Source organism: Hydrogenophaga sp. NH-16, from assembly GCF_004006415.1.
In the GTDB taxonomy this organism is placed as follows: domain Bacteria; phylum Pseudomonadota; class Gammaproteobacteria; order Burkholderiales; family Burkholderiaceae_C; genus Hydrogenophaga; species Hydrogenophaga pseudoflava.
On the sequence record NZ_CP029344.1, the window covers coordinates 1,210,373 to 1,233,348 of the forward strand.

The 22,976-nt window shown below is 61.3% G+C and carries 25 protein-coding genes and 1 tRNA gene; 17 read left to right on the forward strand and 9 right to left on the reverse strand.

What is annotated here, in order from left to right:
• Positions 1 to 57 precede the first annotated feature (57 nt).
• Complete coding sequence (gene tatB, locus DD542_RS05895; protein ID WP_066152886.1) at positions 58 to 558, forward strand: Sec-independent protein translocase protein TatB; 501 nt, start codon at positions 58 to 60, stop codon at positions 556 to 558.
• A complete protein-coding gene (gene tatC, locus DD542_RS05900; protein WP_066152889.1) occupies positions 558 to 1,352 on the forward strand; it encodes a twin-arginine translocase subunit TatC in 795 nt (264 codons plus the stop codon). Before tatB ends, tatC begins: the two co-directional genes overlap by 1 nt.
• Here tatC and DD542_RS05905 read toward each other — a convergent pair whose 3' ends face one another.
• Complete coding sequence (locus DD542_RS05905; RefSeq protein ID WP_079366774.1) at positions 1,353 to 2,498, reverse strand: trypsin-like peptidase domain-containing protein; 1,146 nt, start codon at positions 2,496 to 2,498, stop codon at positions 1,353 to 1,355. It abuts the gene before it with no gap.
• Positions 2,499 to 2,674: 176 nt separating this feature from the next.
• On the opposite strand from DD542_RS05905, the gene DD542_RS05910 reads away from it, so the two are divergent.
• The 3 genes from DD542_RS05910 (at position 2,675) to pdxA (ending at position 4,762) form a co-directional block, all read left to right on the forward strand.
• Positions 2,675 to 2,824: a DUF3149 domain-containing protein gene (locus DD542_RS05910; protein ID WP_079366775.1), complete on the forward strand. Its 150-nt coding sequence runs from the start codon at positions 2,675 to 2,677 to the stop codon at positions 2,822 to 2,824.
• A 98-nt stretch (positions 2,825 to 2,922) separates the two neighbouring features.
• Positions 2,923 to 3,708, forward strand: coding sequence for a Nif3-like dinuclear metal center hexameric protein (locus tag DD542_RS05915; protein ID WP_127804442.1), 786 nt, complete (start codon positions 2,923 to 2,925; stop codon positions 3,706 to 3,708).
• Between the two features lie 4 nt (positions 3,709 to 3,712).
• Entirely contained in the window at positions 3,713 to 4,762 is a 1,050-nt protein-coding gene (gene pdxA / locus DD542_RS05920) for a 4-hydroxythreonine-4-phosphate dehydrogenase PdxA (protein WP_277750670.1), read from the forward strand.
• A gap of 67 nt (positions 4,763 to 4,829) precedes the next feature.
• Here the strand turns inward: pdxA and mscL are convergent, their stop codons facing one another.
• Positions 4,830 to 5,243: a large conductance mechanosensitive channel protein MscL gene (gene mscL / locus DD542_RS05925; RefSeq protein WP_127804446.1), complete on the reverse strand. Its 414-nt coding sequence runs from the start codon at positions 5,241 to 5,243 to the stop codon at positions 4,830 to 4,832.
• 236 nt (positions 5,244 to 5,479) lie between these two features.
• Here mscL and petA point away from each other — a divergent pair, with 236 nt between their 5' ends.
• From petA to DD542_RS05955, 6 genes are all read left to right on the forward strand, one after another.
• A complete protein-coding gene (gene petA, locus DD542_RS05930) occupies positions 5,480 to 6,088 on the forward strand; it encodes a ubiquinol-cytochrome c reductase iron-sulfur subunit (protein WP_066152901.1) in 609 nt (202 codons plus the stop codon).
• Positions 6,089 to 6,127: 39 nt separating this feature from the next.
• Positions 6,128 to 7,564 (forward strand): cytochrome bc complex cytochrome b subunit, encoded by a 1,437-nt coding sequence (locus DD542_RS05935; protein ID WP_127804448.1) that lies wholly within the window; start codon positions 6,128 to 6,130, stop codon positions 7,562 to 7,564.
• Positions 7,565 to 7,587: 23 nt separating this feature from the next.
• Positions 7,588 to 8,343: a cytochrome c1 gene (locus DD542_RS05940; RefSeq protein WP_066152911.1), complete on the forward strand. Its 756-nt coding sequence runs from the start codon at positions 7,588 to 7,590 to the stop codon at positions 8,341 to 8,343.
• A 117-nt stretch (positions 8,344 to 8,460) separates the two neighbouring features.
• Positions 8,461 to 9,072: a glutathione S-transferase N-terminal domain-containing protein gene (locus DD542_RS05945; protein ID WP_066152914.1), complete on the forward strand. Its 612-nt coding sequence runs from the start codon at positions 8,461 to 8,463 to the stop codon at positions 9,070 to 9,072.
• A 35-nt stretch (positions 9,073 to 9,107) separates the two neighbouring features.
• Positions 9,108 to 9,623 carry a ClpXP protease specificity-enhancing factor gene (locus DD542_RS05950; protein WP_206610774.1) on the forward strand — a complete coding sequence of 172 codons (516 nt, stop codon included), beginning with the start codon at positions 9,108 to 9,110 and terminating at the stop codon, positions 9,621 to 9,623.
• 15 nt (positions 9,624 to 9,638) lie between these two features.
• Positions 9,639 to 9,714 (forward strand) — tRNA-Thr (locus DD542_RS05955).
• Between the two features lie 10 nt (positions 9,715 to 9,724).
• On the opposite strand, the gene DD542_RS05960 is transcribed toward DD542_RS05955, so the two are convergent.
• Positions 9,725 to 10,045 carry a DciA family protein gene (locus DD542_RS05960; protein ID WP_084397131.1) on the reverse strand — a complete coding sequence of 107 codons (321 nt, stop codon included), beginning with the start codon at positions 10,043 to 10,045 and terminating at the stop codon, positions 9,725 to 9,727.
• A 51-nt stretch (positions 10,046 to 10,096) separates the two neighbouring features.
• On the opposite strand from DD542_RS05960, the gene DD542_RS05965 reads away from it, so the two are divergent.
• The 5 genes from DD542_RS05965 (at position 10,097) to DD542_RS05985 (ending at position 16,587) form a co-directional block, all read left to right on the forward strand.
• Positions 10,097 to 11,047 (forward strand): M23 family metallopeptidase, encoded by a 951-nt coding sequence (locus DD542_RS05965; RefSeq protein WP_079366779.1) that lies wholly within the window; start codon positions 10,097 to 10,099, stop codon positions 11,045 to 11,047.
• A 159-nt stretch (positions 11,048 to 11,206) separates the two neighbouring features.
• On the forward strand, positions 11,207 to 13,951 hold the full coding sequence (secA, locus tag DD542_RS05970) for a preprotein translocase subunit SecA (protein ID WP_127804449.1): 2,745 nt from the start codon (positions 11,207 to 11,209) through the stop codon (positions 13,949 to 13,951).
• A gap of 26 nt (positions 13,952 to 13,977) precedes the next feature.
• Positions 13,978 to 15,225, forward strand: a complete 1,248-nt coding sequence (gene argJ, locus DD542_RS05975) for a bifunctional glutamate N-acetyltransferase/amino-acid acetyltransferase ArgJ (RefSeq protein WP_066152924.1) — start codon at positions 13,978 to 13,980, stop codon at positions 15,223 to 15,225.
• Positions 15,226 to 15,241: 16 nt separating this feature from the next.
• Positions 15,242 to 16,120: an ATP-binding protein gene (locus DD542_RS05980; RefSeq protein WP_079366781.1), complete on the forward strand. Its 879-nt coding sequence runs from the start codon at positions 15,242 to 15,244 to the stop codon at positions 16,118 to 16,120.
• Complete coding sequence (locus tag DD542_RS05985; RefSeq protein ID WP_079366782.1) at positions 16,117 to 16,587, forward strand: NUDIX domain-containing protein; 471 nt, start codon at positions 16,117 to 16,119, stop codon at positions 16,585 to 16,587. Before DD542_RS05980 ends, DD542_RS05985 begins: the two co-directional genes overlap by 4 nt.
• Before the next feature lie 6 nt (positions 16,588 to 16,593).
• Here DD542_RS05985 and DD542_RS05990 read toward each other — a convergent pair whose 3' ends face one another.
• From DD542_RS05990 to pilB, 6 genes are read right to left on the reverse strand one after another with little or no spacing between them, the layout of a single operon-like run.
• Entirely contained in the window at positions 16,594 to 16,782 is a 189-nt protein-coding gene (locus DD542_RS05990; protein WP_079366783.1) for a DNA gyrase inhibitor YacG, read from the reverse strand.
• An 8-nt stretch (positions 16,783 to 16,790) separates the two neighbouring features.
• Positions 16,791 to 17,546: a cell division protein ZapD gene (gene zapD / locus DD542_RS05995; protein ID WP_066152938.1), complete on the reverse strand. Its 756-nt coding sequence runs from the start codon at positions 17,544 to 17,546 to the stop codon at positions 16,791 to 16,793.
• A gap of 40 nt (positions 17,547 to 17,586) precedes the next feature.
• A complete protein-coding gene (gene coaE / locus DD542_RS06000; RefSeq protein ID WP_079366784.1) occupies positions 17,587 to 18,177 on the reverse strand; it encodes a dephospho-CoA kinase in 591 nt (196 codons plus the stop codon).
• 14 nt (positions 18,178 to 18,191) lie between these two features.
• Positions 18,192 to 19,034 carry an A24 family peptidase gene (locus DD542_RS06005; protein ID WP_079366785.1) on the reverse strand — a complete coding sequence of 281 codons (843 nt, stop codon included), beginning with the start codon at positions 19,032 to 19,034 and terminating at the stop codon, positions 18,192 to 18,194.
• Between the two features lie 5 nt (positions 19,035 to 19,039).
• A complete protein-coding gene (locus tag DD542_RS06010) occupies positions 19,040 to 20,257 on the reverse strand; it encodes a type II secretion system F family protein (RefSeq protein ID WP_066152952.1) in 1,218 nt (405 codons plus the stop codon).
• A 30-nt stretch (positions 20,258 to 20,287) separates the two neighbouring features.
• The gene (gene pilB, locus DD542_RS06015; RefSeq protein ID WP_066152957.1) at positions 20,288 to 22,024 is read right to left on the reverse strand and encodes a type IV-A pilus assembly ATPase PilB; all 1,737 of its coding nucleotides are present in this window, start codon (positions 22,022 to 22,024) and stop codon (positions 20,288 to 20,290) included.
• A 290-nt stretch (positions 22,025 to 22,314) separates the two neighbouring features.
• On the opposite strand from pilB, the gene DD542_RS23700 reads away from it, so the two are divergent.
• Entirely contained in the window at positions 22,315 to 22,662 is a 348-nt protein-coding gene (locus DD542_RS23700) for a hypothetical protein (RefSeq protein WP_206610775.1), read from the forward strand.
• The last annotated feature ends 314 nt before the right edge of the window (positions 22,663 to 22,976 follow it).

Here is a 22,976-nt window from a genome sequence, read left to right on the forward strand (position 1 = left end):
GTGGCGCATGCTCACTGCGGCGCCAACCACTTATGACGTCCTGCCGCACACCGGTCCATGATTGATCTCGGTATCTCCAAGCTTGCGCTGATTGGCGCTGTGGCGCTCGTTGTCATCGGCCCCGAGAAGCTTCCGCGCGTGGCTCGCACGGTCGGGACCCTGTTGGGCAAGGCCCAGCGCTACGTGGCCGACGTGAAGGCTGAGGTCAGCCGCTCCATGGAGCTTGAAGAGCTCAAGAAAATGAAAGAGTCGGTGGAGACGGCGGCGCGCGACGTGGAGTCGTCGGTCGCCTCCGGTGCCAGCGATTTCGAGAAGTCGTGGTCCGAAGCCACCTCGGGTCTGGATGGATCGGCGTTTTCCTCCGACACCTCGGAGGCGCTTTCTCGGCTCGGGACCGATGGTTTCCCGTCTTACAAACACCCCCGGAAGAACTGGCGCATCAAGCAGAAAGCGATGCCCCAGTGGTACAAGGCCCGCACGGGCGTGCGCACGCGTGCCCAGTCCGGTGCGGCCCGCGTGGCCCGATTCCGCCCGCGCCCCTCTTCCGCTTCTCGCTGATGTCCGATCCTGACAAATCCACCGACGAGCTCGCCGGTTCAGAGCAGCCGTTTGTCCAGCACCTCATGGAGCTGCGCGACCGGCTGCTCTATGGCATCGCTGGTCTGGGGGTCTGCATGGCGCTGCTGGCCATCTGGCCCGGGCCCAGCGGACTGATTGATCTGATTGCGGTGCCCATCCGGGCGCACATGCCTCCCGATGCCAAGCTGATCGCCGTGGGGGTGTTTTCGCCGTTCTTTGTGCCGCTCAAGGTGTTGGCCATGGGAGCATTGCTGCTCTCGCTGCCCTGGTGGATGTACCAGATCTGGGCGTTTGTGGCGCCGGGGCTTTACAGCCATGAAAAGCGTTTTGCGGTTCCGCTGATCATCCTGGGCAGCTTGCTGGCGTACGTGGGCATCGCTTTTGTCCAGTTCTTCGTGCTGGACAAGATGTTTGGCTTCATCCAGCAGTTCACCCCTCAAAGCGTGGCAGCGACCCCCGACATCGCCTCGTATGTGGAAGCCATCCTGTCGCTCTATCTTGCTTTTGGCCTGGCGTTCCAGGTGCCGATCGTGGTGGTGCTGCTGGTGAAGATGAACATGGTCAGCGTCAAGCAGCTGAAGGAGTTCCGGGGTTACTTCATCGTGGTGGCGTTCGTGATCGCCGCCGTCGTGACCCCGCCGGACGTGATTTCACAGCTCGCACTGGCGGTGCCCATGTGCCTGCTGTACGAGCTGGGCATCTGGGGCTCGCAGTGGTTTGTGCGCAATACCAAGGCCCCCGAGGAATCCGTGAAGGACAGCGCGGCGTCCTGATCAGCGGTTGGGCTGGGGCCTGGGCAGGTTGCGCTTGCCCGGCGTGATCTGGATGCGCTGTTTTCCGTCCTTCCTCACGATCTCCAGGCTGGAGGGTTCGCCCGGCGCGAGAGCCGCCACGGCAGACAGCAACTGGGACACGTTGCTGACCGGTTTGTCTCCCACTTGGGTCACCACATCGCCAGGACGGATGCCAGCCTGGGCGGCCGGCCCGTTCTGCAGCACGCCAGTGATGATGACACCCGTGCCCGAGGGGATCGAGAAGCTCTCGGCCAGCTCAGGGGTCAAATCCTGCGGCTCCACACCGATCCAGCCCCGGGTGACCTTGCCATCGCGCACGATGGCGTCCATCACGCTGCGCGCGGTGGAGGTGGGGATGGCAAAACCGATGCCCATCGACCCGCCCGAACGCGAATAGATCGCGGTATTGATGCCCATCAGGTGTCCGTGGATATCCACCAGCGCACCGCCCGAATTGCCCGGGTTGATGGCTGCATCGGTCTGGATGAAGTTCTCGAACGTGTTGATGCCCAGCTGGGTGCGTCCCAGGGCACTGACGATGCCGCTCGTCACGGTCTGACCGACCCCGAAGGGGTTGCCGATGGCCAGCACCTGGTCGCCGATGAACAGCGCCTCGGAATTGCCCAGGGTGATCACGGGCAGGCCACCGAGATTGATCTTCAGGATGGCCAGATCGGTTTCCGGGTCGGTGCCGATGACCTGGGCGGTGCTTCGCCGGCCATCGTTGAGCACCACCTCAATCTGGTCTGCTTCTTCGATCACGTGGTTGTTGGTGAGGATGTAACCCGCTTCGCTCACGATCACGCCGGAGCCCAGTCCGGCCTGAGGTTGTCCCTGTCCCTGCTCTCCAAAGAAGAATCGGAACCAGGGGTCGGCCATCTGCGCCTGATCGGGGGCCTTGCTGGTGTTGATGCTCACGACCGCAGGGGAGGCCCGCTTGGCCGCTTCCCTGAAGCTGTTGGGCGACGGTTCGCCAGAGAGAGTTCCGGGCGATTCAATCACCGGCACCACCGCAGGCAGCACATTGCGTCGGTCCAGCCAGTGGGGTTTGAGCGTGCCCACGACAAAAAGGACAGCCACCGCAACAGTGACGGTTTGGGCAAAGAGGAGCCAGATGCGTTTCATGGTGAACGGGTGCAAAAGGAACGGGCGCTCGGGAGCGTTTCGCGGCATCCCTGCTGACATTGTCACGTATATGACCACGTGGCTCGCCGGTTCAAGCCGATTGATGCAGATCAATGCGTATGGCGTGGCTTGGGGATGCAATGGCCGTCTGTTGTCACAGAGGACTGGAGCACACGATGAAAGCCATTGCAGATCTTTTTTCCACCGACTATGGTCTTTTCAGTATCGCAGGCATCGCTTTCATGATCGGCATGGCGATCTGGTTCTACCGGTTCTTCAACCGCAAGATGGTGGAGTCCGAGCGGGCCGAGCGCAAGCGCGGCTGAGCAGCGCCTGTCGCGGCAGCGTCCCCGGGTGGGCGATGACAGAATAGGACACGGTCGCCAGGATGTCCCTGGCGGCCGGTTCTGATATCACTGCCTCCATGCCACCCGATACATCTCCCGGTCAAGGCGTCTCGCGCGACGAACTGCTCGCAGCCTGCGACCGCCTCCTGCAACCTGCGCTTTTCAAGGACTACGGACCCAACGGTCTTCAGGTGGAGGGCCGGGTGCGGGTGCGCAAGCTGGTCAGCGGGGTGACCGCCAGCCTGGCGTTCATCGATGCAGCCATCGACGCCAGTGCAGATGCCCTGTTCGTGCACCATGGACTGTTCTGGCGTGGTCAGGACGGGCGGGTGACGGGCTGGATGAAGCAGCGTCTGGCGCGCCTGCTGTCGCACGACATCAACCTGCTGGCGTATCACCTGCCGCTGGATGCACATGCCGAGCTGGGCAACAACGCGCAGCTGGCACGCCGAATCGGTGTGCGCGTGCTGGATGCAGGGGAAGGGCGCTTTGGCGACCAGTCGCTGGGTTTCCTGGGTTTGCGTCCGCCAGCGCCGGCTGCCGAACTGCTCAAGGACATCGAGTGTTCTTTGGGACGCGCCGCGCTGCTGGTCGGCGATCCGGGGCGCCGTGTGGAGCGCGTGGCGATCTGCACGGGCGGTGCCCAAGGCTATTTCGAGGCGGCCATCGCTGCTGGCGCCGACGTGTTTGTCACGGGGGAGATATCCGAGCCCCAGACGCACTACGCGCGGGAGGCTGGTGTGGCCTATATCGCCTGTGGTCACCACGCGTCGGAGCGCTACGGCGCGCCAGCGGTGGCTGGTCACGTGGCGGAGCTGCTCGGCATTGAGCATCAGTTCATCGACATTCCCAACCCCGCGTAACACTGTGACCACTCCTGTTTTCGAGAGTCCCGGTCGTCACCGCCCGCTTGTGATCACCATGGGAGACCCCGCTGGGATCGGACCCGAGATCGTGGTCCGTGCTTTGCTGGAACGCCCCGATCTGCAGGAGCAGGTGGTGGTGGCCGGTGATGCGGCCACCCTGCGGCGCGCCGCGGAAGTGGTCCGGCTGCAGCGCGGTGGTGTTCCGCTTGACGTGGTGGTGCTCGATGGGCCGGGGGAATGGGCTCATGCAGCTCGCCAAGGGCTCGCATTGATACAGACCTGTGCGCCGGGCCTATTGGTGCCATGGGGCCGAATCAGTGCCGAAGCCGGCCGAGCCGCAGCTGACAGCATTGCTGCTGCCGCACGGTGGGTATTGACAGGTCAGGCGAGGGCATTGGTCACTGCACCTGTGCACAAGGAGTCTCTGGCCGTCGCGGGGTTGCCGCACCCGGGGCACACAGAGTTCCTTCAAGCCCTGGCGGCTGAACACCTGGGTGTGCCTGTGAGCGAGATGCCGGTGCGCATGATGCTCAGTGCGCCTGGGCTGGCCACCGTGCTGGTGAGCATCCATGTGTCGTTGCGGCAGGCACTTGAGGCTGTCACCACCGAACGCGTGATGGACACTATCCGTATCACCGCGGCGCACTATCACCGCTGCGGCATGCCTGACGTTCGCATCGCCGTCGCTGGGTTGAATCCTCATGCTGGCGAGGGTGGTCTGTTTGGTCGGGAAGAAATCGAGATCCTGCAGCCGGTTGTGGATCGGGCCCGTGCCGATGGATTGAACGTCAGCGGCCCACACGCGCCCGACACCGTGTTCATGCGGGCCCGCCAGGGTGAGTTCGATGTGGTGGTTGCCATGTACCACGACCAGGGGCTGATTCCGGTCAAGCTTCTCGGCCTAGAGCATGGCGTCAACACCACGCTGGGCTTGCCCATGGTTCGCACCAGCCCCGACCATGGCACCGCCTTCGATCTGGCCGGGACAGGACAGGCGAGCGCTGCAAGCTTGCTGGCAGCGGTGGATGCGGCCATCGGGATGAGCCGTTGAGCCAGTCCTGACGGCTGCGAATGCCTTGGATCGAGGTTGTCGGCTGCCCCGGGCTTGGGTTGCTGGCTCACTTGCGCAGGCTGTCCCTGATTTCCCTCAGCAGAACCACTTCCTCCGGTGTCGGGGCTGGTGGCGCCGGGGGCGCCTCTTTGCGCATGCGGTTCATTTGCTTGACCATCATGAAAATGATGAACGCCAGAATCACAAAGTTCAGGGCGATGGTGATGAAGTTGCCATAGGCCAGCACCGCACCAGCTTTTTTTGCCTCTGCCAGCGGAAGGCCAGCGGCTTGGCCCGCCAAGGCGATGTAGTAGTTGGAGAAGTCAAGGCCTCCGAAAACCTTGCTGACAACGGGCATGATCAGATCGCCCACGATCGAGTCCACGATCTTTCCGAAGGCGCCGCCAATGATCACGCCTACAGCCAGATCCATGACGTTGCCTTTGAGGGCGAATTCTTTGAACTCTTGCAACATGGCCATTCGATGAGCTCCTTCAATGGTCGTTCTACAAAACAATGGCCCCTCGGACCAAGAAAAAACATTTTCGCACAGAGCACATTTGTATTACCTGTTTCTGATGCTGCCAATGAGGCTAGTTGCCCGCAAGGTGGTTGGCCTGTCGTGCCTGGATCAGTGAAAAATCGGCTTGTAACGCTCCGGTACAATGCAGGGTTGACCCTAGTGGGCCCCGTCTTGAACTTCCTTGAAAGATCCCCATGAGTGAAGCAACCGTCGCTGCGTCTGTGGACAACAGCCGCCGTACTTGGCTGATCACCTCCGCCGCCATGGGTGGCGTGGGAGCAGCCGCCGTCGCCGTCCCCTTTGTCAGCAGTTTTCAGCCGTCCGAGCGTGCAAAGGCAGCGGGTGCTGCGGTCGAAGTGGACATCTCCACCTTGCAGCCAGGTGAGAAGCGCGTGGTCGAATGGCGCGGCAAGCCTGTGTGGATCATGCGTCGCAGCCCCGAGCAGCTGGCGGCTCTCGAGAAGGTTGAGCCTCAGCTGGCCGACCCGACTTCTGAACGCAAGGCCTACCCGACGCCTGAATACGCCAAGAACCGCCACCGTTCAATCAAGCCGGAGGTCTTCGTCGGTGTGGGTATCTGCACGCACCTGGGATGTTCGCCTGGCGACAAGTTCACGCCCGGTCCCCAGCCCTCGCTGCCCGATGACTGGGTGGGTGGTTTCCTCTGTGCCTGCCATGGCTCGACGTTCGACCTTGCTGGCCGCGTGTTCAAGAACAAGCCAGCGCCGGACAACCTTGAAGTGCCTCCGCACTACTACACGTCCGACACCACGCTGTTGATCGGCGAAGAGAAAAAGGCCTGACCTGCGCTCAGCAGGCAACACGACCCCACAGAGGCATCCATGGCTGAATTCAAAGAAATTTCCCCCGACGCGCCCGTTGTCCAGAAGGTCACGAACTGGTTCGAGAACCGGATTCCGTCCGCCTTCTACATCTACAAGCGCGACATGGCCGAGTACTACGCGCCGAAGAACTTCAACTGGTGGTACATCTTCGGCTCGCTGGCAATGCTTGTGCTGGTGATCCAGATCGTCACGGGCATCTTCCTGGTGATGCACTACAAGCCCGACGCCAACCTCAATGCGGCTGGTGTGCCGGTGGCGTTCGCCTCGGTCGAATACATCATGCGCGACGTGCCATGGGGCTGGCTGATCCGTTACATGCACTCCACGGGGGCTTCCGCCTTCTTTGTGGTCGTGTACCTGCACATGTTCCGAGGCCTGATCTACGGGTCCTACCGCAAGCCGCGCGAGCTGGTGTGGCTGTTCGGCTGCGGCATCTTCCTGGTGCTGATGGCTGAGGCTTTCATGGGCTACCTGCTGCCGTGGGGTCAGATGTCTTACTGGGGTGCGCAGGTGATCGTGAACCTGTTCTCTGCCATTCCGTTTGTGGGCCCCGATCTGGCGCTGCTGATCCGTGGAGACTATGTGGTCGGTGACGCCACGCTCAACCGCTTCTTCAGCTTCCATGTGATCGCCGTGCCGCTGGTGCTGCTGGGCCTTGTGGTCGCCCACTTGATGGCGCTCCACGATGTGGGTTCCAACAATCCCGACGGTGTGGAAATCAAGGCGGGCCCCAAGGGCAATCGCTGGTCGGTGTCCGCTCCGGCCGATGGTGTTCCGTTCCATCCGTACTACACGGTGCACGACATCTTCGGTGTGTCGATGTTCCTGATGGTGTTCTCGGCCATTGTGTTCTTCGCGCCGGAGTTTGGCGGCTACTTTCTGGAGTTCAACAACTTCATCCCCGCGGACCCGCTGGTCACGCCGCTGCACATTGCGCCGGTCTGGTATTTCACGCCCTTCTACTCGATGCTGCGCGCCATCACCAGCGAGATGATGTATGCGCTGATCGCCTGCGTGCTGGCTGCCGCCCTGTTCGCCGTGCTCAAGTCCAAGCTTGCGGCGATGTTCAAGGTGGTGGTGCTGGGTGCCGCTGCGGTCACCGTGGTGCTGATGCTGGCCATCGATGCCAAATTCTGGGGCGTCGTGACCATGGGCGGCGCTGTGATCATCCTGTTCTTCCTGCCGTGGCTGGACAACAGCCCGGTCAAGTCGATCCGTTACCGCCCGAGCTGGAACAAGTGGCTCTACACCGTCTTCGTGATCAACTTCCTCATTCTGGGATATCTGGGTGTGCAGCCTCCGTCCCCCGTGGGTGAGCGTGTTTCTCAGGTTGGCACGCTGTTCTACTTCGGCTTCTTCCTTCTGATGCCGTGGTGGAGTCGCCTGGGCGAGTTCAAGCAAGTGCCCAGCCGCGTCACCTTCAAGCCCCACTGAGTGCGATCCGGAGAATCACCAACATGAAAAAGATGTTTCTGGGCCTGATGCTGGCCTTCGGTCTGAGTGGGGTCGCCATGGCCGCTGGCTCTGGCTTTCCGCTGGACAAGGCGCCAGCCCGTACGAACGACATGGCGGCGCTGCAAAACGGTGCCAAGCTGTTCGTCAACTACTGCCTGAGCTGCCATTCGGCCTCGTTCATGCGTTACAACCGTCTGCGCGATATCGGCCTGACCGACAAGCAGATTGCCGAAAATCTGACCTTCACGACCGACAAGATCGGTGACACGATGAAGGCGGCCATCGATCCCAAGCAGGCGAAGGCTTGGTTCGGCGCCAATCCACCCGACCTGACCCTGGTGGCGCGCTCGCGCTCCAGCGGCGCCGGCACTGGTGCCGACTACATCTACACCCTGCTGCGCAGCTATTACCGCGACGAAACCAAGCCCACGGGCTGGAACAACCTGGTGTTCCCGAACATCGGCATGCCACACCCGCTGTGGGAACTGCAGGGCGAACGCAAGCCTGTCTTCGAAAAACACGAGAGCCACGGTCAGCAAGTCGAACTGTTCAAGAGTTGGGAGCCCGGCAAGGCCGGCACCATGTCACAAGAGCAGTACGATCAAAACGTTGGTGACCTGGTGGCCTACCTGCAGTGGATGGCTGAGCCGGCACAGAACAGCCGGGTGCGCATTGGCGTCTGGGTGCTTCTTTTCCTGGCGGCATTTACCATCGTGGCTTGGCGACTGAACGCTTCGTTCTGGAAAGACGTCAAGTAAATCGAGCATGCAGGGGCCCCGAAGCTGTATCGGGGTCACCCATGAAATTTGCAGTGGTTTGCGGTTCCGCGGGTTCGCGGGCTAGCAAACCACTGTTTTGTCTTAGGAGACTCCCACATGATGGTCTTGTACTCGGGCACCACCTGCCCCTATTCCCACCGTTGCCGCTTTGTCCTGTTCGAAAAGGGCATGGACTTCGAGATCCGCGACGTGGACCTCTATAACAAGCCAGAAGACATCAGTGTCATGAATCCGTACGGTCAGGTGCCGATCCTGGTGGAGCGGGACCTGATTCTGTATGAGTCGAACATCATCAATGAGTACATCGATGAGCGGTTTCCGCATCCCCAACTGATGCCTGGTGACCCTGTGGATCGCGCCCGGGTTCGCCTGTTCCTCCTGAACTTCGAAAAGGAGCTGTTCACCCACGTGTCCGTGCTCGAGTCTCGGAGCAGCAAGGGCAACGAAAAGGCGCTCGAAAAGGCACGTGCCCACATTCGCGACCGCTTGACCCAACTCGCGCCGGTGTTCCTCAAGAATAAGTTCATGCTGGGAGACAACTTCTCCATGCTGGATGTGGCAATTGCTCCCTTGCTTTGGCGCCTTGATTTCTATGGCATTGAGCTGAGCAAGAACGCTGCGCCGCTGCTGAAATACGCCGAGCGGATTTTTTCCCGTCCTGCTTATATCGAGGCACTGACGCCGTCCGAGAAGGTGATGCGCAAGTGATGAGGTTCTGCCTCGCTTGAGGCGAGCCTTCAGCGATGATTCGTGACGACATGGAATCAACCTCGACCCGTCCCTACCTCATACGTGCCTTGCACGAGTGGTGCACTGACAACGGGTATTCGCCCCATATCGCCGTGCGTGTGGATGGGTCGGTGAATGTTCCGATGGAGTACGTTCGCAACCGCGAGATCGTGCTCAACGTGAGCTTTGACGCGACCAATGGTTTGCGCCTGGGCAATGAGTTCATCGAGTTCAAGGCGCGGTTTGGTGGCGTTCCACGAGACGTGGTGGTGCCGACGACCCATGTGATCGCGATTTACGCGCGAGAGAACGGGGAGGGCATGGCTTTTCCTCCGCCGGATGAACTGCAAACGGCCACCGAGGAACCCGTGCAGATGACGCCGGAGTCTGGTGAGCAGGCGGCGGCTGATCGCGTGTCTTTACTCCGGTCGGTTCCGATGCCTGTTGGATCCGAAGACGGCGGAACGGAGCTTCCACCAGATGGAGCGGGTCGCAGTGGTGGTCGGCCTCAACTCAAGCGCGTCAAGTAGAATTTTCATCCAGAAGCCGCTTTAGCTCAGTTGGTAGAGCACTCGCCTTGTAAGCGATAGGTCGTCTGTTCGAGTCAGACAAGCGGCACCATCCGGGGACTTCAGTGTCTTGGTGTTTGGATTTTCAAACGAATGGAGGTAATCTCCATTCCGTTTTGGGCCAGACGCTGCCGCATGGATGGCAGGAGTTGGCGAAGTTTGGTTGATGCGGCGGCGCTGCTGACCAGCAAACACCACTCACCGTCCGCCAGCGGGCCAGGTTGAACCTGTGAACGCAGCGGTGCTGGTATCAATGCCGTAACCGCTTCCAAGCAGTTCCGGGACGCGCGAATGCGCTCCTGCAGAAGTGCCAATGTGGGTTCTTCGCCAACAGCCTGTTCGAGGCTGAACACGCGTCTGTTGTACCGGTAGGCGGTGCTCATGCTTGGCAGGTTTGGCAACACTTCGCTGCCGTTGAAAGAGGTGGTCTGACAGTGCACATCATTATCACGGATGCCTGGCTGGCCAAAAGCCAAGCGCTCCATTTGAGCGGCCTCAAGCTGGCCTTTTCTGGCATTCTCTTGTCGATACTGGTCATGCTGGGCTCTGTGGCCGCATACCACTGGGTGTTCCTGCATGGGGTGCGTCAGGAGTGGCCCGGCTTCAACTCGGTTGCCCGTCTGGTGACTCAGGGAGATGTCGACTCCAAAGAGCTGTACATGCGAGAGAACCTGGACGCCATGGCGCGCAAGCTCGGCGAAATGCAGGCACGCATGCTCCAGATCGAGTCGCTGGGGGAGCGTGTGGCCGGACTCGCTGGGCTGAAGCCCGAAGAACTCAAGGTACAACCGGGATCCGGCGGAGCCCTGGTGTCCGGGCGGGATATCACGCTGCCTGAGCTGATGTCTGCGATGAACCAACTGGACAGAGTCAGTGGCGCGGGCGTGGATTGGCTGACGGTGATCGAGTCGCGACTGTTCGACCAGAAGATACAGCGCACGCTTGTCCCTACCGAAGAGCCGGTAGCGGGTGGCCGCATTGGCTCGCCATTTGGGTTCCGAATTGACCCCATCACCGGGCGCTCAGCCCTGCACACGGGACTGGATTTCCCCGCAGACACCGGAACACCCATCTTGGCTGCCGCAGGAGGCGTGGTGGTGGTTCAGGACATGCACCCTGCCTACGGCAACATGGTAGAAGTGGATCATGGCAATGACCTGATCACCCGCTACGCCCATGCGTCTCGGGTGCTCGTCAAGAAGGGGGATATCGTCAAGCGTGGTCAGGTCATCGCCGCGGTGGGCTCCACGGGGCGATCGACGGGTCCGCATCTGCACTTCGAGGTGTGGGTGTCGGGCGTACCACAGGACCCATCCCGGTTCCTGGCTGCAGGAGAGACACTCGCGGCGGCTCAACTGGTTCCAGGCAACCCGCGAAGGCCCTGATCAGCCTCCGAAACCGCCGGGTAAAATTGCGGCTTTGCTCTTGAAACAGCAGCGTTTGCCGGCACCTTCCGCGTGCCCGTGCAAGCCGATACGGCTGGCAGGAGTTGTTCGATCATTTCGCCTGCCTGGCATTTCCATGCCTGCTGCCGGTCCGCACTTATGGCCACAAATTTCCTCACCAAACTGTTCGGTAGCCGCAACGACCGTCTGCTCAAGACCTACCGCAAAACGGTGGAACGCATCAACGGTCTGGAGCCTCAATTCGAGAAGCTCAGCGACGACGAGTTGACAGCGCAGACGGAGGTGTTCAAGCGCCGCCTGGCCGACGGCGCCACCCTCGATGCGATCCTTCCCGAGGCATTCGCTGTGGTGCGCGAGGCAAGCAAGCGCGTGATGAAGATGCGTCACTTCGATGTGCAACTGGTTGGTGGTATTGCGCTGCACTCCGGGAAAATCGCCGAGATGCGAACCGGTGAAGGCAAGACACTGACCGCCACGCTGCCGGTCTACCTCAATGCGCTGTCGGGCAAAGGCGTTCACGTCGTGACCGTGAACGATTACCTGGCGAGCCGCGATGCCCAGTGGATGGGGCGGCTTTACAACTTTCTCGGGCTGTCGGTCGGCATCAACCTGCCCCAGGCACCGCGTGAGGAAAAGCAAGCCGCGTACGGCGCCGACATCACCTACGGCACCAACAATGAGTACGGCTTTGACTACTTGCGCGACAACATGGTGCACGAGGCCAAGGACCGCGTGCAGCGGGGACTGAATTTTGCGATCGTCGACGAGGTGGACTCGATCCTGATCGACGAAGCCCGTACGCCGCTGATCATCAGTGGCCAGGCCGAGGATCAGACGCCGGTCTATACCGCCATCAAGCAATTGGTGCCGCACCTGACCCGCCAGGAAGGCGAGGCCGATCCCCGCACCGGCGAAGGCGTGATCAAGCCGGGCGACTTCACGGTGGACGAGAAAGCACACTCCATCCACATGACCGAACAGGGGCACGAAAATGCCGAGCGCCTGCTCAGCCAGGCGGGTCTGTTGCCAGAGGGCGCTTCGCTGTACGACCCTGCGAACATCGCTTTGATGCACCACCTGGTGACGTCGCTCAAGGCTCATCACCTCTACCACCGTGACCAGCACTATGTGGTGCAGAACGGCGAGATCGTCATCGTGGACGAGTTCACCGGCCGGCTGATGTCCGGTCGCCGCTGGAGCGACGGCCTGCACCAGGCGGTGGAGGCCAAGGAAGGCGTCGCGATCCAGCCCGAGAACCAGACGCTGGCTTCGATCACCTTTCAGAACTACTTCCGTCTGTACGGCAAGCTGTCGGGCATGACCGGTACCGCCGACACGGAGGCCTACGAATTCCAGGAAATTTACGGTCTGGAGACCGTGGTGATCCCGCCGAACCGCCCCAGCCAGCGCGTCGATCAGCTCGACCGCGTGTACAAGACCACCAAGGAAAAGTACGTTGCGGCGATTCAGGACATCCGCGAGTGCCACGAGCGTGGCCAGCCGGTGCTGGTGGGCACGTCCTCGATCGAGAACTCGGAAATCATCTCCGGTCTGCTGACTGCCGAAAAGCTGCCGCACGAGGTGCTCAACGCCAAGCAGCACGCCCGAGAAGCGGACATCATCGTCCAGGCGGGGCGCCCTGGCGCCATCACCATTGCCACCAACATGGCTGGCCGCGGCACCGACATCGTGCTCGGTGGCAACCTGGAAAAGATGGTCGCTGCGGTTGAGGCCGACGAGTCGCTGGACGACGCCAGCAAGGCGCAGCGCGTGCAGGCGCTTCGTGATCAGTGGCAGTCGGACCACGAGAAGGTGAAGTCACTCGGCGGCCTGCGCATCATCGCGACCGAACGCCATGAAAGCCGCCGCATCGACAACCAGCTGCGGGGCCGCTCGGGCCGTCAGGGCGACCCGGGTTCATCCCGTTTCTACCTGAGCCTGGACGACTCGCTGATGCGGATCTTTGCAGGCGAGAAGGTACGGGCGATCATGGACCGGCTGAAGATGCCAGAGGGCGAGGCCATTGAGGCCGGCATCGTCACACGCAGCATCGAAAGTGCCCAGCGCAAGGTCGAGGCCCGCAACTTCGATATCCGCAAGCAGTTGCTGGAATACGACGATGTGTCGAACGACCAGCGCAAGGTGATCTACCAGCAGCGCAACGACATCCTGGACGCACAGAGCCTGCGGGCCCAGATCGACGCATTGCGCGAGGGTTGCATGACGGATCTGGTGCACCAGTTCGTGCCCGAAGGCAGCGTGGAGGAGCAATGGGATCTGCCCGGCCTCGAGCGTGTGCTGCGCGAAGAGTGGTCGGTGGATCTGCCGGTTGCCAGCTGGGTGTCAGAGTCTGAGTCGGTCGAGGTCGACGACATCGTCGAGCGTGTTCAGAAGGCTGCCAAGCAAGTGTTCGAAGACAAGGTGGCACTGGTCGGCGATGAAAATTTCACCCAGTTCGAGCGCATGGTGCTCCTGCAGACCATCGACAGCCAGTGGCGGGACCACCTGTCCGCACTCGACTACTTGCGGCAGGGCATCCACCTACGGGGCTACGCCCAGAAGCAGCCCAAGCAGGAGTACAAGAGGGAGGCCTTCCAGCTGTTTGGCCAGTTGCTCGACAGTGTGAAGAACGACGTGACCCGCATCCTGATGAACGTGCGCGTGCAGTCGGCCGAGCAGATCTCTGAAGCCACCGAGCAGATGGAGGCCAGCGCCGAACAGATTGCCAACGTGACCTACACCGCGCCGACCGAAACCGGCGAAGCCGAGAGCGTTGTCGACCCCGCGACTGCGGTGGCCGAGGTGCCGCGTGTGGGGCGCAACGACCCCTGCCCCTGCGGCAGCGGCAAGAAGTACAAGCACTGCCACGGCGCACTGACTTGATGCCCTTTTGACCGGAATCTGATGCCATGGCTGTGAACTACATTGCCCCCCAAGCCCAGGACCTGCTGCCCGTCGCGGGTGTTCGCATCGGCGTGGCCGAAGCTGGCATTCGCAAAGCGAACCGCAAGGACCTGACCGTTTTTCTGCTGGATGAGGGCAGTGTCGTCGGGGCTGTGTTCACGCAGAACCGCTACGCGGCTGCGCCCGTGCAGGTGTGCCGGGACCATCTCGCTGCGGGCCTGGGTATCCGGGCCATGGTGATCAACACGGGCAACGCCAATGCCGGTACGGGTGAGCCGGGTTTGCAGAACGCCCGTCAGACCACGAATGCACTGGCGCTGGCCCTGGGTGTGCAGCACGAGCAGGTGCTGCCTTTTTCGACCGGCGTGATCATGGAGCCCCTGCCACTGGAGCGGCTGCTCGTCGGACTGCCTGCCGCTCTGTCAGATGCCGGCAGTGCCGCCGGTGCCACAGGTGCGCAATGGCTCAAGGCGGCCGAGGGGATCATGACCACCGACACGCTTCCCAAGGCGATCAGCCGCCAGGCGACGGTGGGGGGCCAGACCGTGACCGTGAGTGGCATCGCCAAAGGGGCGGGCATGATCCGCCCGAACATGGCGACCATGCTGGGTTATGTGGCCACCGATGCGGCGGTGGCGCCCGCCTTGATGCCGGCCCTGGCCAAACGGCTGGCCGACGGTTCCTTCAACCGCGTCACAGTGGACGGTGACACATCGACCAACGACTCCTTTGTTGTGGTGGCCACGGGCAAGGCTGGCAATCCGGTCGTGACCGACCTGGCCAGCGCCGACGGCCGGGCCCTGCTGGCGGCCATGACAGAAGTGGCCCAGTTCCTGGCCCACGCTATCGTGCGCGACGGCGAAGGCGCCACCAAGTTCATCACGGTGCGGGTGGAAGGCGGGGCCAGCAGCGACGAATGCCTGAAGGCGGCCTACGCCGTGGCCCACTCGCCGCTGGTCAAGACAGCTTTTTTTGCCAGCGACCCCAACCTGGGCCGGATTCTTGCCGCCGTCGGTTACGCCGGCATCGCCGACCTAGATGCGTCCAAGATTGAATTGCATCTGGGGGATGTGCATGTCGTCAAGGCGGGTGGTCGCAACCCCGACTACCGCGAAGAAGACGGGCAGCGCGTCATGAAGGCAGCCGAGATCCTGGTGCGCATCGGGCTGGGGCGCGGAAGCGCCACCGAGACGGTCTGGACCTGCGACTTCAGCCACGACTACGTGACCATCAACGCCGACTACCGGTCCTGACCCAAGGTCGCTGGGCATGAACGAGCAATTCGAACGGCTCCTGCAAAGAGCCGAACAGCTGATCTCCCGCATCGAGTCGGTGCTGCCCCAGCCGTTGGGTGCTCCCGACTGGAACGCCTCCATCGCATTTCGCTACCGCAAACGCAGCAGCGGTCATGGCGTCCTCGAGCCGGTGCGCCAGGTGGCCCAGATGCGTCTGTCCGACCTGCAGGAAATCGACGGGCAGAAGGAAAAGATCCAGCGCAACACCGAGCAGTTCGTGCAAGGTTTGCCCGCCAACAACGTGTTGTTGACGGGCGCGCGTGGTACCGGCAAATCGTCTCTGATCAAGGCTTGCCTGAACGAGTATGCGCCGAAGGGTTTGAGGCTGATCGAGGTGGACAAGGCCGATCTGGTGGACCTCCCGGACATCGTGGATGTGGTGGCCGACAGACCCGAGCGCTTCCTGGTCTTCTGCGATGACCTGAGTTTCGAGGACGGCGAGGCGGGGTACAAGGCCCTCAAATCCATCCTCGATGGTTCGGTGTCGGCGGCAGGGCAGAACGTCCTGATCTGCGCGACCAGTAACCGACGGCACCTCCTGCCGGAGTACATGAAGGAGAACCTCACGTACACCCATACCGCCGATGGCGAGGTGCATCCCGGCGAGGTGGTGGAGGAAAAGATCTCTCTGTCTGAGCGCTTCGGGCTATGGGTCAGCTTCTACCCGTTCAGCCAGGACGAGTACTTGAGTATCGTGGCCCAGTGGCTGGCGTCGTTTGATGTGCCTGCAGCCGAGATCGAAGCGGCGCGACCGCAGGCCCTGGTCTGGGCGCTCGAACGCGGTTCGCGCAGCGGACGCGTGGCCTACCAGTTTGCCCGCGACTACGCGGGCTCTCATCGTTCGCAGCCATGAGGCAGACCGCGGTGCTGGTGGTCGATGGCGGCGGCACCACCGAGGGCGCGCAGCGCCCGGTCACGGAGGTTGCGGTCGGCATCCTCGTCGATGCAGAGGGCCGCTATCTCCTGACATCCCGACCACCTGGCAAGGTCTACGCTGGGTATTGGGAGTTCCCGGGCGGCAAGCTGGAGGTTGGTGAAAGCGTGGAGCAGGCCTTGCGACGGGAGCTGCAGGAGGAGATCGGCGTCACCATTGGCCCGGCCATGGCCTGGCGGCGATCACTGGTCGACTATCCCCACGCGCTGGTCCGCCTGAACTTCTGCAAGGTCTACGAGTGGTCCGGGGACCTGCACATGCATGAGGGTCAGAGCCATCGCTGGGAGCGGTTGCCAGTGAGCTGCGAGCCTGTGCTGCCGGGGACGGTTCCGGTGCTCGCCTGGCTGGCCGAAGAAGAAGCGGGGGCTGCCCCGTCTGCCTGCTGAACCGACTCAGTGTTCTTCGAAGCCTGGCTCGCGGCCGGACGCCTGCTCGGGCACTTTGAACTGTTCGCTCGCCCAGGCGCCCAGATCCATCTGCTTGCAGCGTTCGCTGCAGAAAGGTCGGTAGGGGTTGGTGGCGGCGTACAAGCTTGCACTTCCGCAGGTCGGGCATGTCACCTGTTTGGGTACCTGGCTCATGAAGGCGTTCAGGAGCAGAGCGTGAGCTCGAATGACGCATCCTCCCCGGCGGGATGCAGGCGTTCATCCACTCCCAAGCGCAGCAATCGGACCGACAGCATCAGGCGGTTGCCACTGATCTCTGGGATCAGCCCAAGGCGCGGATCTATGGCAAGGCGCAGCAACTGGTAGGTACGGCCTTGGGGAAGGTTTTGCTGGAACTGGCCGCCGGGAGCCACCACTTTGTGAGGGGACCCGGAGTCCCGCATCATCTTCAGCAGCAACATGATGGCTTCAGCCAGCGGTGCCAGGGGCTGTACCCAGCGCTGAAGGTCTGCTTGGCGCAGCGACGCTGACTGGTGCTGCCAGTGGAAGTAACCGGGCAAGTCAAACTCGCAGGTACCGCCCGGAATGCCGATGCGGCTCCGAATGGCCATCAGCCAGTCGTTGTCGGTCAGGGACTGGCCGGTTTTGCCGGTTGCACCGCTGAGTTCCGAAAAACTGGCGTCCAGCTGGCCAATGACTTCGTCAAGCACCCGTTCGGAGATGGCAGGGTTGCCGCGGTAGCCGTTGAGCTGGATGCGGTGCCGGTCAATGTCTTTGAGGACATCTGACTTCATGTCCGCACGGGCGGCCACATCCATGATCTCGAAGATGGTCTGAATGGCGAAGTGGTGATCCAGCGCGTCAGAGCGCGTCACAAGCTCGGACAGCCGTGTGAACAGATGCTCCAGTCGGAGGTAAGTCCGGACGCGCTCGTTGAAGGGGTATTCGTACAGGATCACAGCGTCAAAGGGCGCAGAGGTTCAGTCATGGGCTTGTTCATCATAGTCCCAACCGGCGAGCCATTCCCAGGACCAAGGCTTGCAGCGCCGGTAGATCGATTCCATCGTTCCAGAGCACGCCGTCAGCGCTGGCCAGTCGTTTGGCGCGCTGGCTTTGCTGGGCGATGACGCTCTCGACCTGCTGGCGAGGCCAACCGTTGCGAGCCATGACCCGGGCGATCTGGGTTTCGTACTCACAGTCCACCACGAGCACTGTATCCAGTTGAGGGCGCCAGCGGTCCGATTCGACGAGCAGGGGCACATCAAACACCACGCAATCAGCAGGGCTTGTTTGCAACAGCCGCTCCAGCTCCTCATGGACCCGTGGATGGATGATCGACTCCAGCAGCTGTTTGGCTTGCGGGTTTGCGAACACGTGTGTCCTCATCCTGTCGCGGTCCATAGCGCCGTCGGCGGAGACGAACGTCTCGCCGAAATGGTGCCGTATGTCCGCTATGGCTGCACCGCCGGCTTGGGTGCACATGCGCGCAATGTGGTCAGCGTCCAGAACGGTGGCTCCGCACGTTTGCAGGATCTTGGCCACGGTGCTCTTTCCGCTGCCGATGCCTCCTGTCAGGCCCACGCGACGCATGGCTGGCGGGCAGTTCAGAGGCCAATCGCGGCCAGAATGGCGCGGGGCCCGAAGAACAGCGAAGTGAGTCCGGCCAGGGCCAGGAAGGGGCCAAACGGAACATAGCCTCCTTCGCGCAGTTGGGAAAACATCTTGATGCCAATGCCAACGATGGCACCGATGACCGATGCCATGAGGATGATTGGCACGAGTGCCTGCCAGCCGAACCATGCTCCCAGCGCGGCGAAGAGCTTGAAATCGCCGTAGCCCATGCCTTCCTTGCCCGTCGCCAGCTTGAATCCCCAATACACCAGCCAAAGTGACAGATAGCCCCCGACAGCTCCCCACAGCGCTTCGGCCAGCGACACGCCGGTGAAGCCAAGCGCTGAAGCGCACAAGCCAGCCCAAAGCAGCGGCAAGGTAATGTCGTCGGGCAGCAGTGTGGTGTCCCAGTCGATGCAGGTCAGTGTCACGAGGCTTGCGGCGAACCCGCTCCAGACCAACGCCTCCCAACCCAGCCCCCATGTCCAGCCGCACCAGGCGAACAGAGCGCTCGCAACGAGCTCCACTGTCGGGTAGCGGAGACTGATGGGCGCATTGCAGCCGGCGCATTTACCTCCAAGGGCAAGATAGCTGACCACCGGAACATTTTCAAACCACCGGATCTGGTGTCCGCAATGCGGGCAGGCAGAGCGAGGCACCATGAGGTTGTAGGGGGCCGCAGCATCAGTGTCTGTTGCTGTGCCTTGCAGTTCTGCACATTCGGCGGCCCACCGCAACTCCATCATCTTGGGCAGTCGGTGGATGACCACATTGAGGAAGCTGCCGACCAGCAGCCCCAGAACGCCCAGAAGTGCAGCGTCCAGCAGGTTGACCATGCTGATCAAACGACCTGGCCCAGCTTGAAGATTGGCAGGTACATCGACACCACAATGCCACCGATCACCGTACCGAGCACCACGATGATGATGGGTTCCATCAGGCTGGACAGCCCAGCGACCATGTCGTCCACTTCGGCCTCGTAGAAGTCCGCGGCCTTGCCCAGCATGTGGTCGATGGAGCCGGATTCTTCACCGATGGCACACATCTGCAGCACCATGGAAGGGAAGATGTTGGCATTGGTCATGGCATTGGTCAGGCTGGTGCCGGTCGATACCTCCTGCTGGATGCGCTCGGTGGCTTTGGAGAAAACCGAGTTGCCCGATGCGCCACCGACAGAGTCCAGTGCCTCGACCAACGGTACGCCAGCCGCAAACATGGTGGCCAGTGTGCGGGTCCATCGTGCGATTACCGACTTCTCCACCAATGCCCCAAAGATGGGTATTTTCAACAGTAGTCGGTCCATGAACATTTGCACTTTTTCATTGCGCTTCCAAGCCTGCATGAAGAAGTACGAGACGCCGAAGATGCCGCCGAAGATCAACCACCAGTATTCGGTGAAGAACTCGCTCATCGCAATCACGAACAGTGTGGGGCCAGGCAGATCGGCACCGAACGAGGTGAACACCTGTTTGAAGGACGGAATCACGAAGATCATGATCACCGCCACCACCACGAACGCCACGATGATCACCGCGACCGGGTACATGAGGGCCGACTTGATCTTCGACTTCAGTGCCTCCGTTTTCTCCATGTAGGTCGCCAGGCGGTCCAGCAACTCTTCCAAGATGCCGGCCGCTTCCCCCGCTTCGACGAGATTGCAGTACAGGCTGTCAAAGTACAGAGGATACTTGCGGAAGGCTGCGCTGAGGGATGTACCGGTTTCGACGTCGGACCGGATGTCGTTGAGCAGCTTGGAGAGGCTCGGATTGGGGTTGCCACGTCCGACGATGTCGAAAGCCTGCAGGAGGGGGACGCCTGCTTTCATCATGGTTGCCAACTGGCGCGTGAAGATGGCGATGTCCTTGGGCTTGATTCGCTTGCCCGAACGCATCCGGCGCTTCTTGACCTTGGTGACCACGATGCCTTGGCGTCGCATGGCAGCCAGCACTTGGTTTTCTCCAATCGCCCGTGTCTCGCCCCGAACCGCCTTTCCGTTCCGATCCTTTCCCTCCCACTCGAACACGAAATCCTGGGTGCCTTTTGATGCTGCGGTAGCCATGTGTTCCTCGTTTCCCGGTCCGGATGGCGATTACTCGTTTGTGACGCTGAGCACTTCGTCCAGCGATGTCACACCCTGCTTGACCTTGAGGAGCCCGGACTCACGCAAGGTTCTGACCCCTTCACGCGACGCCTGTTGGGCAATGTCCAGAGCGCTGCCACCCTTGAGGATGATTCGCTGGATTTCCTCCGAAATGGGCATCACCTGATAGATGCCGACACGGCCTTTGTAGCCATTGTTGCAGGACGAGCAGCCCACCGGCTTGTACGGAGTCCAACTCCCGTCCAGTTCTTCCGCCTTGTACCCGGCGTCCAGCAAGGCTTTGCGGGGAACGTCCAGCGGCGCCTTGCAATTGGGGCACAAGCGTCTTGCAAGTCGCTGGGCGGTGATGAGAATCACGCTGGAAGCAATGTTGAACGTGGGAATGCCCATGTTCATCATCCGCGTGAGGGTGGTGGGGGCGTCGTTGGTGTGTAGTGTCGACAGGACCATGTGGCCTGTCTGGGCAGCCTTGATCGAGATGTCCGCCGTTTCGAGATCGCGGATTTCGCCGACCATGATGACGTCCGGATCTTGTCGCAGGAACGCCTTGAGCGCGGCGGCAAACGTCAGCCCCGCCTTTTCATTGACGTTGACCTGGTTGACTCCTGGTAGGTTGATTTCCGACGGGTCTTCCGCCGTGGAAATATTGATGCCAGGCTTGTTCAACAAATTCAGGCAGGTGTAAAGCGAAACTGTCTTGCCCGAGCCCGTCGGACCAGTGACGAGCACCATGCCGTATGGGCGTGAAATCGCGCTGAGCAGACGCTCCTTCTCCTCCGGCTCGTACCCAAGGGCATCAATGCCTACCTTGGCACTGCTGGGGTCGAGAATACGTATCACGATCTTTTCACCGAACAGCGTCGGCAACGTGCTGACACGGAAGTCGATCACCCGCTCAGGCCCCACCTTGAGCTTCATGCGGCCATCCTGCGGAACTCGCTTCTCGGAGATGTCCATTCTGGAGATCACCTTGATACGGGAAGCGAGCTTGTCCTTGATCGCAACGGGCGGTGAGGCGATTTCGCGCAACTCACCGTCGATGCGAAAACGCACCCGGTAGTTGTGCTCGTACGGCTCGAAGTGGAGGTCAGACGCCCGCATATTGAATGCGTCCAGCAGCATCTTGTGCAAGAACTTGACCACTGGCGCGTCATCAACTTCCGAGGATGTGGTCTTGTCGGCTTCCGTCGTGACAGCTTCGGCTGCAAATTCGTCGAACTCGAACTCTCCACCGACAATCTGGTCCATCGCCTCATTGGCTGTGGTGGATTGCGCTTCAATGAGTTTGCTGAGCTTGTCGTACTCGGCGATGACCCAGTCCACACCCAGTTGGGTCGCAAACTTGATCTTCTCTGCTGCTTGTTGATCGGCCGGATCGGCCGTAGCGACCATCAACCTGTTGTTGCGTTTGCTCAGGACAACAATGCGGTAGTCGCTGCAGATCTTGGGGTCGAGCAGGCCTTTGGGTAGTCTCTGTAGGTCGATCGCATCAAGATCCAGCAGGGGTGCTGCGAACGCCGTGGACATCGTATGAGCGAGATCGGAAGCAGAAACGGCCCCGGAACCGGTCAGTTCTGCGATGAAACTGGTGCGCCCGCTTTGAGCCTTCTTGTACAGGTCTTCGGCGGCCTTTTGTCCCAGCTTTCCTGCGCTCACCAGCGCCCTACCCAAGCCGGGCAGAGCCATGGACGGTGTATCTTGAGGGGCTGTTTCGACAGATGCCATAACCGCGTAATCTATCGTAAATCAATGACTTGGAAGACACAATTCACCCAAACTGTGTCGAAATCGTACCTGCGCACAGGCCGTACGTTGTATGGAGGTGTCGATTGATGCCCACGAAGCCGGTGGAAACCGGGGCGGGCAGACAAAAAAACGATGGTCGGGGTGAGAGGATTCGAACCTCCGGCCTCTACGTCCCGAACGCTTAGCCCTTGTGCCGTTTTTACTGGTGGTTTAAGGTGCTTCCTGATTATTTGGGCCATTCTTGGGCCATTGGGCCATCAGGGAGACGTATGGGGCAGATCACAAAGCGTGGGGAGTACCAGTGGCGGGCCAAGGTCAGGCGCAAGGGCTTCCCGGAGCAGTCGCGCACCTTCACCTACCGGGAGGACGCGGAGAAGTGGGTTCGCATGGTCGAGAGCGAACAGGAGACCACAGGCTTCATCGACAGGCGGGAAGCAGACAAAACCACGCTTGCCGCAGTCCTTCAGCGCTATCAACGCGAGGTCATGTCAGCTCAACCTCCCGCCATGGCGAGCATCGTGCTCGGTGCACGATTCCAGACCATTTGGTGTCGCCCACAGCCGCGCATGGCGGCACACCGGCCCATGGCCGCAGCAAGGATTCAACCTGATACCTGATCTGGACGCATCTCTCTCCTGCACTGTCCCCAGCTGCCGCTGCCCACCAAACCTGTCGGCTTGGCGCCCAGCGGCCACATTCTTTGAGCTCGAAGAAGCGAACTCAAAGAATGTGTCGAATGCGGTGGGGACAGCCGCCCTGCGACCGTGCGTCCAACATGAATGTGCGACAGACGGTGCCAACCCTTGCGCGAAGACCGGTGCCTGCTTTGTGCGAAGCAGGTGGGTGCCATGTGTGAACTCTGTGCGAAGAGGTCTCCGCCCAATGTGCCAGCAGCGTGCTGACACCCCGCCGCGCAGTGTGGCGTCATGTC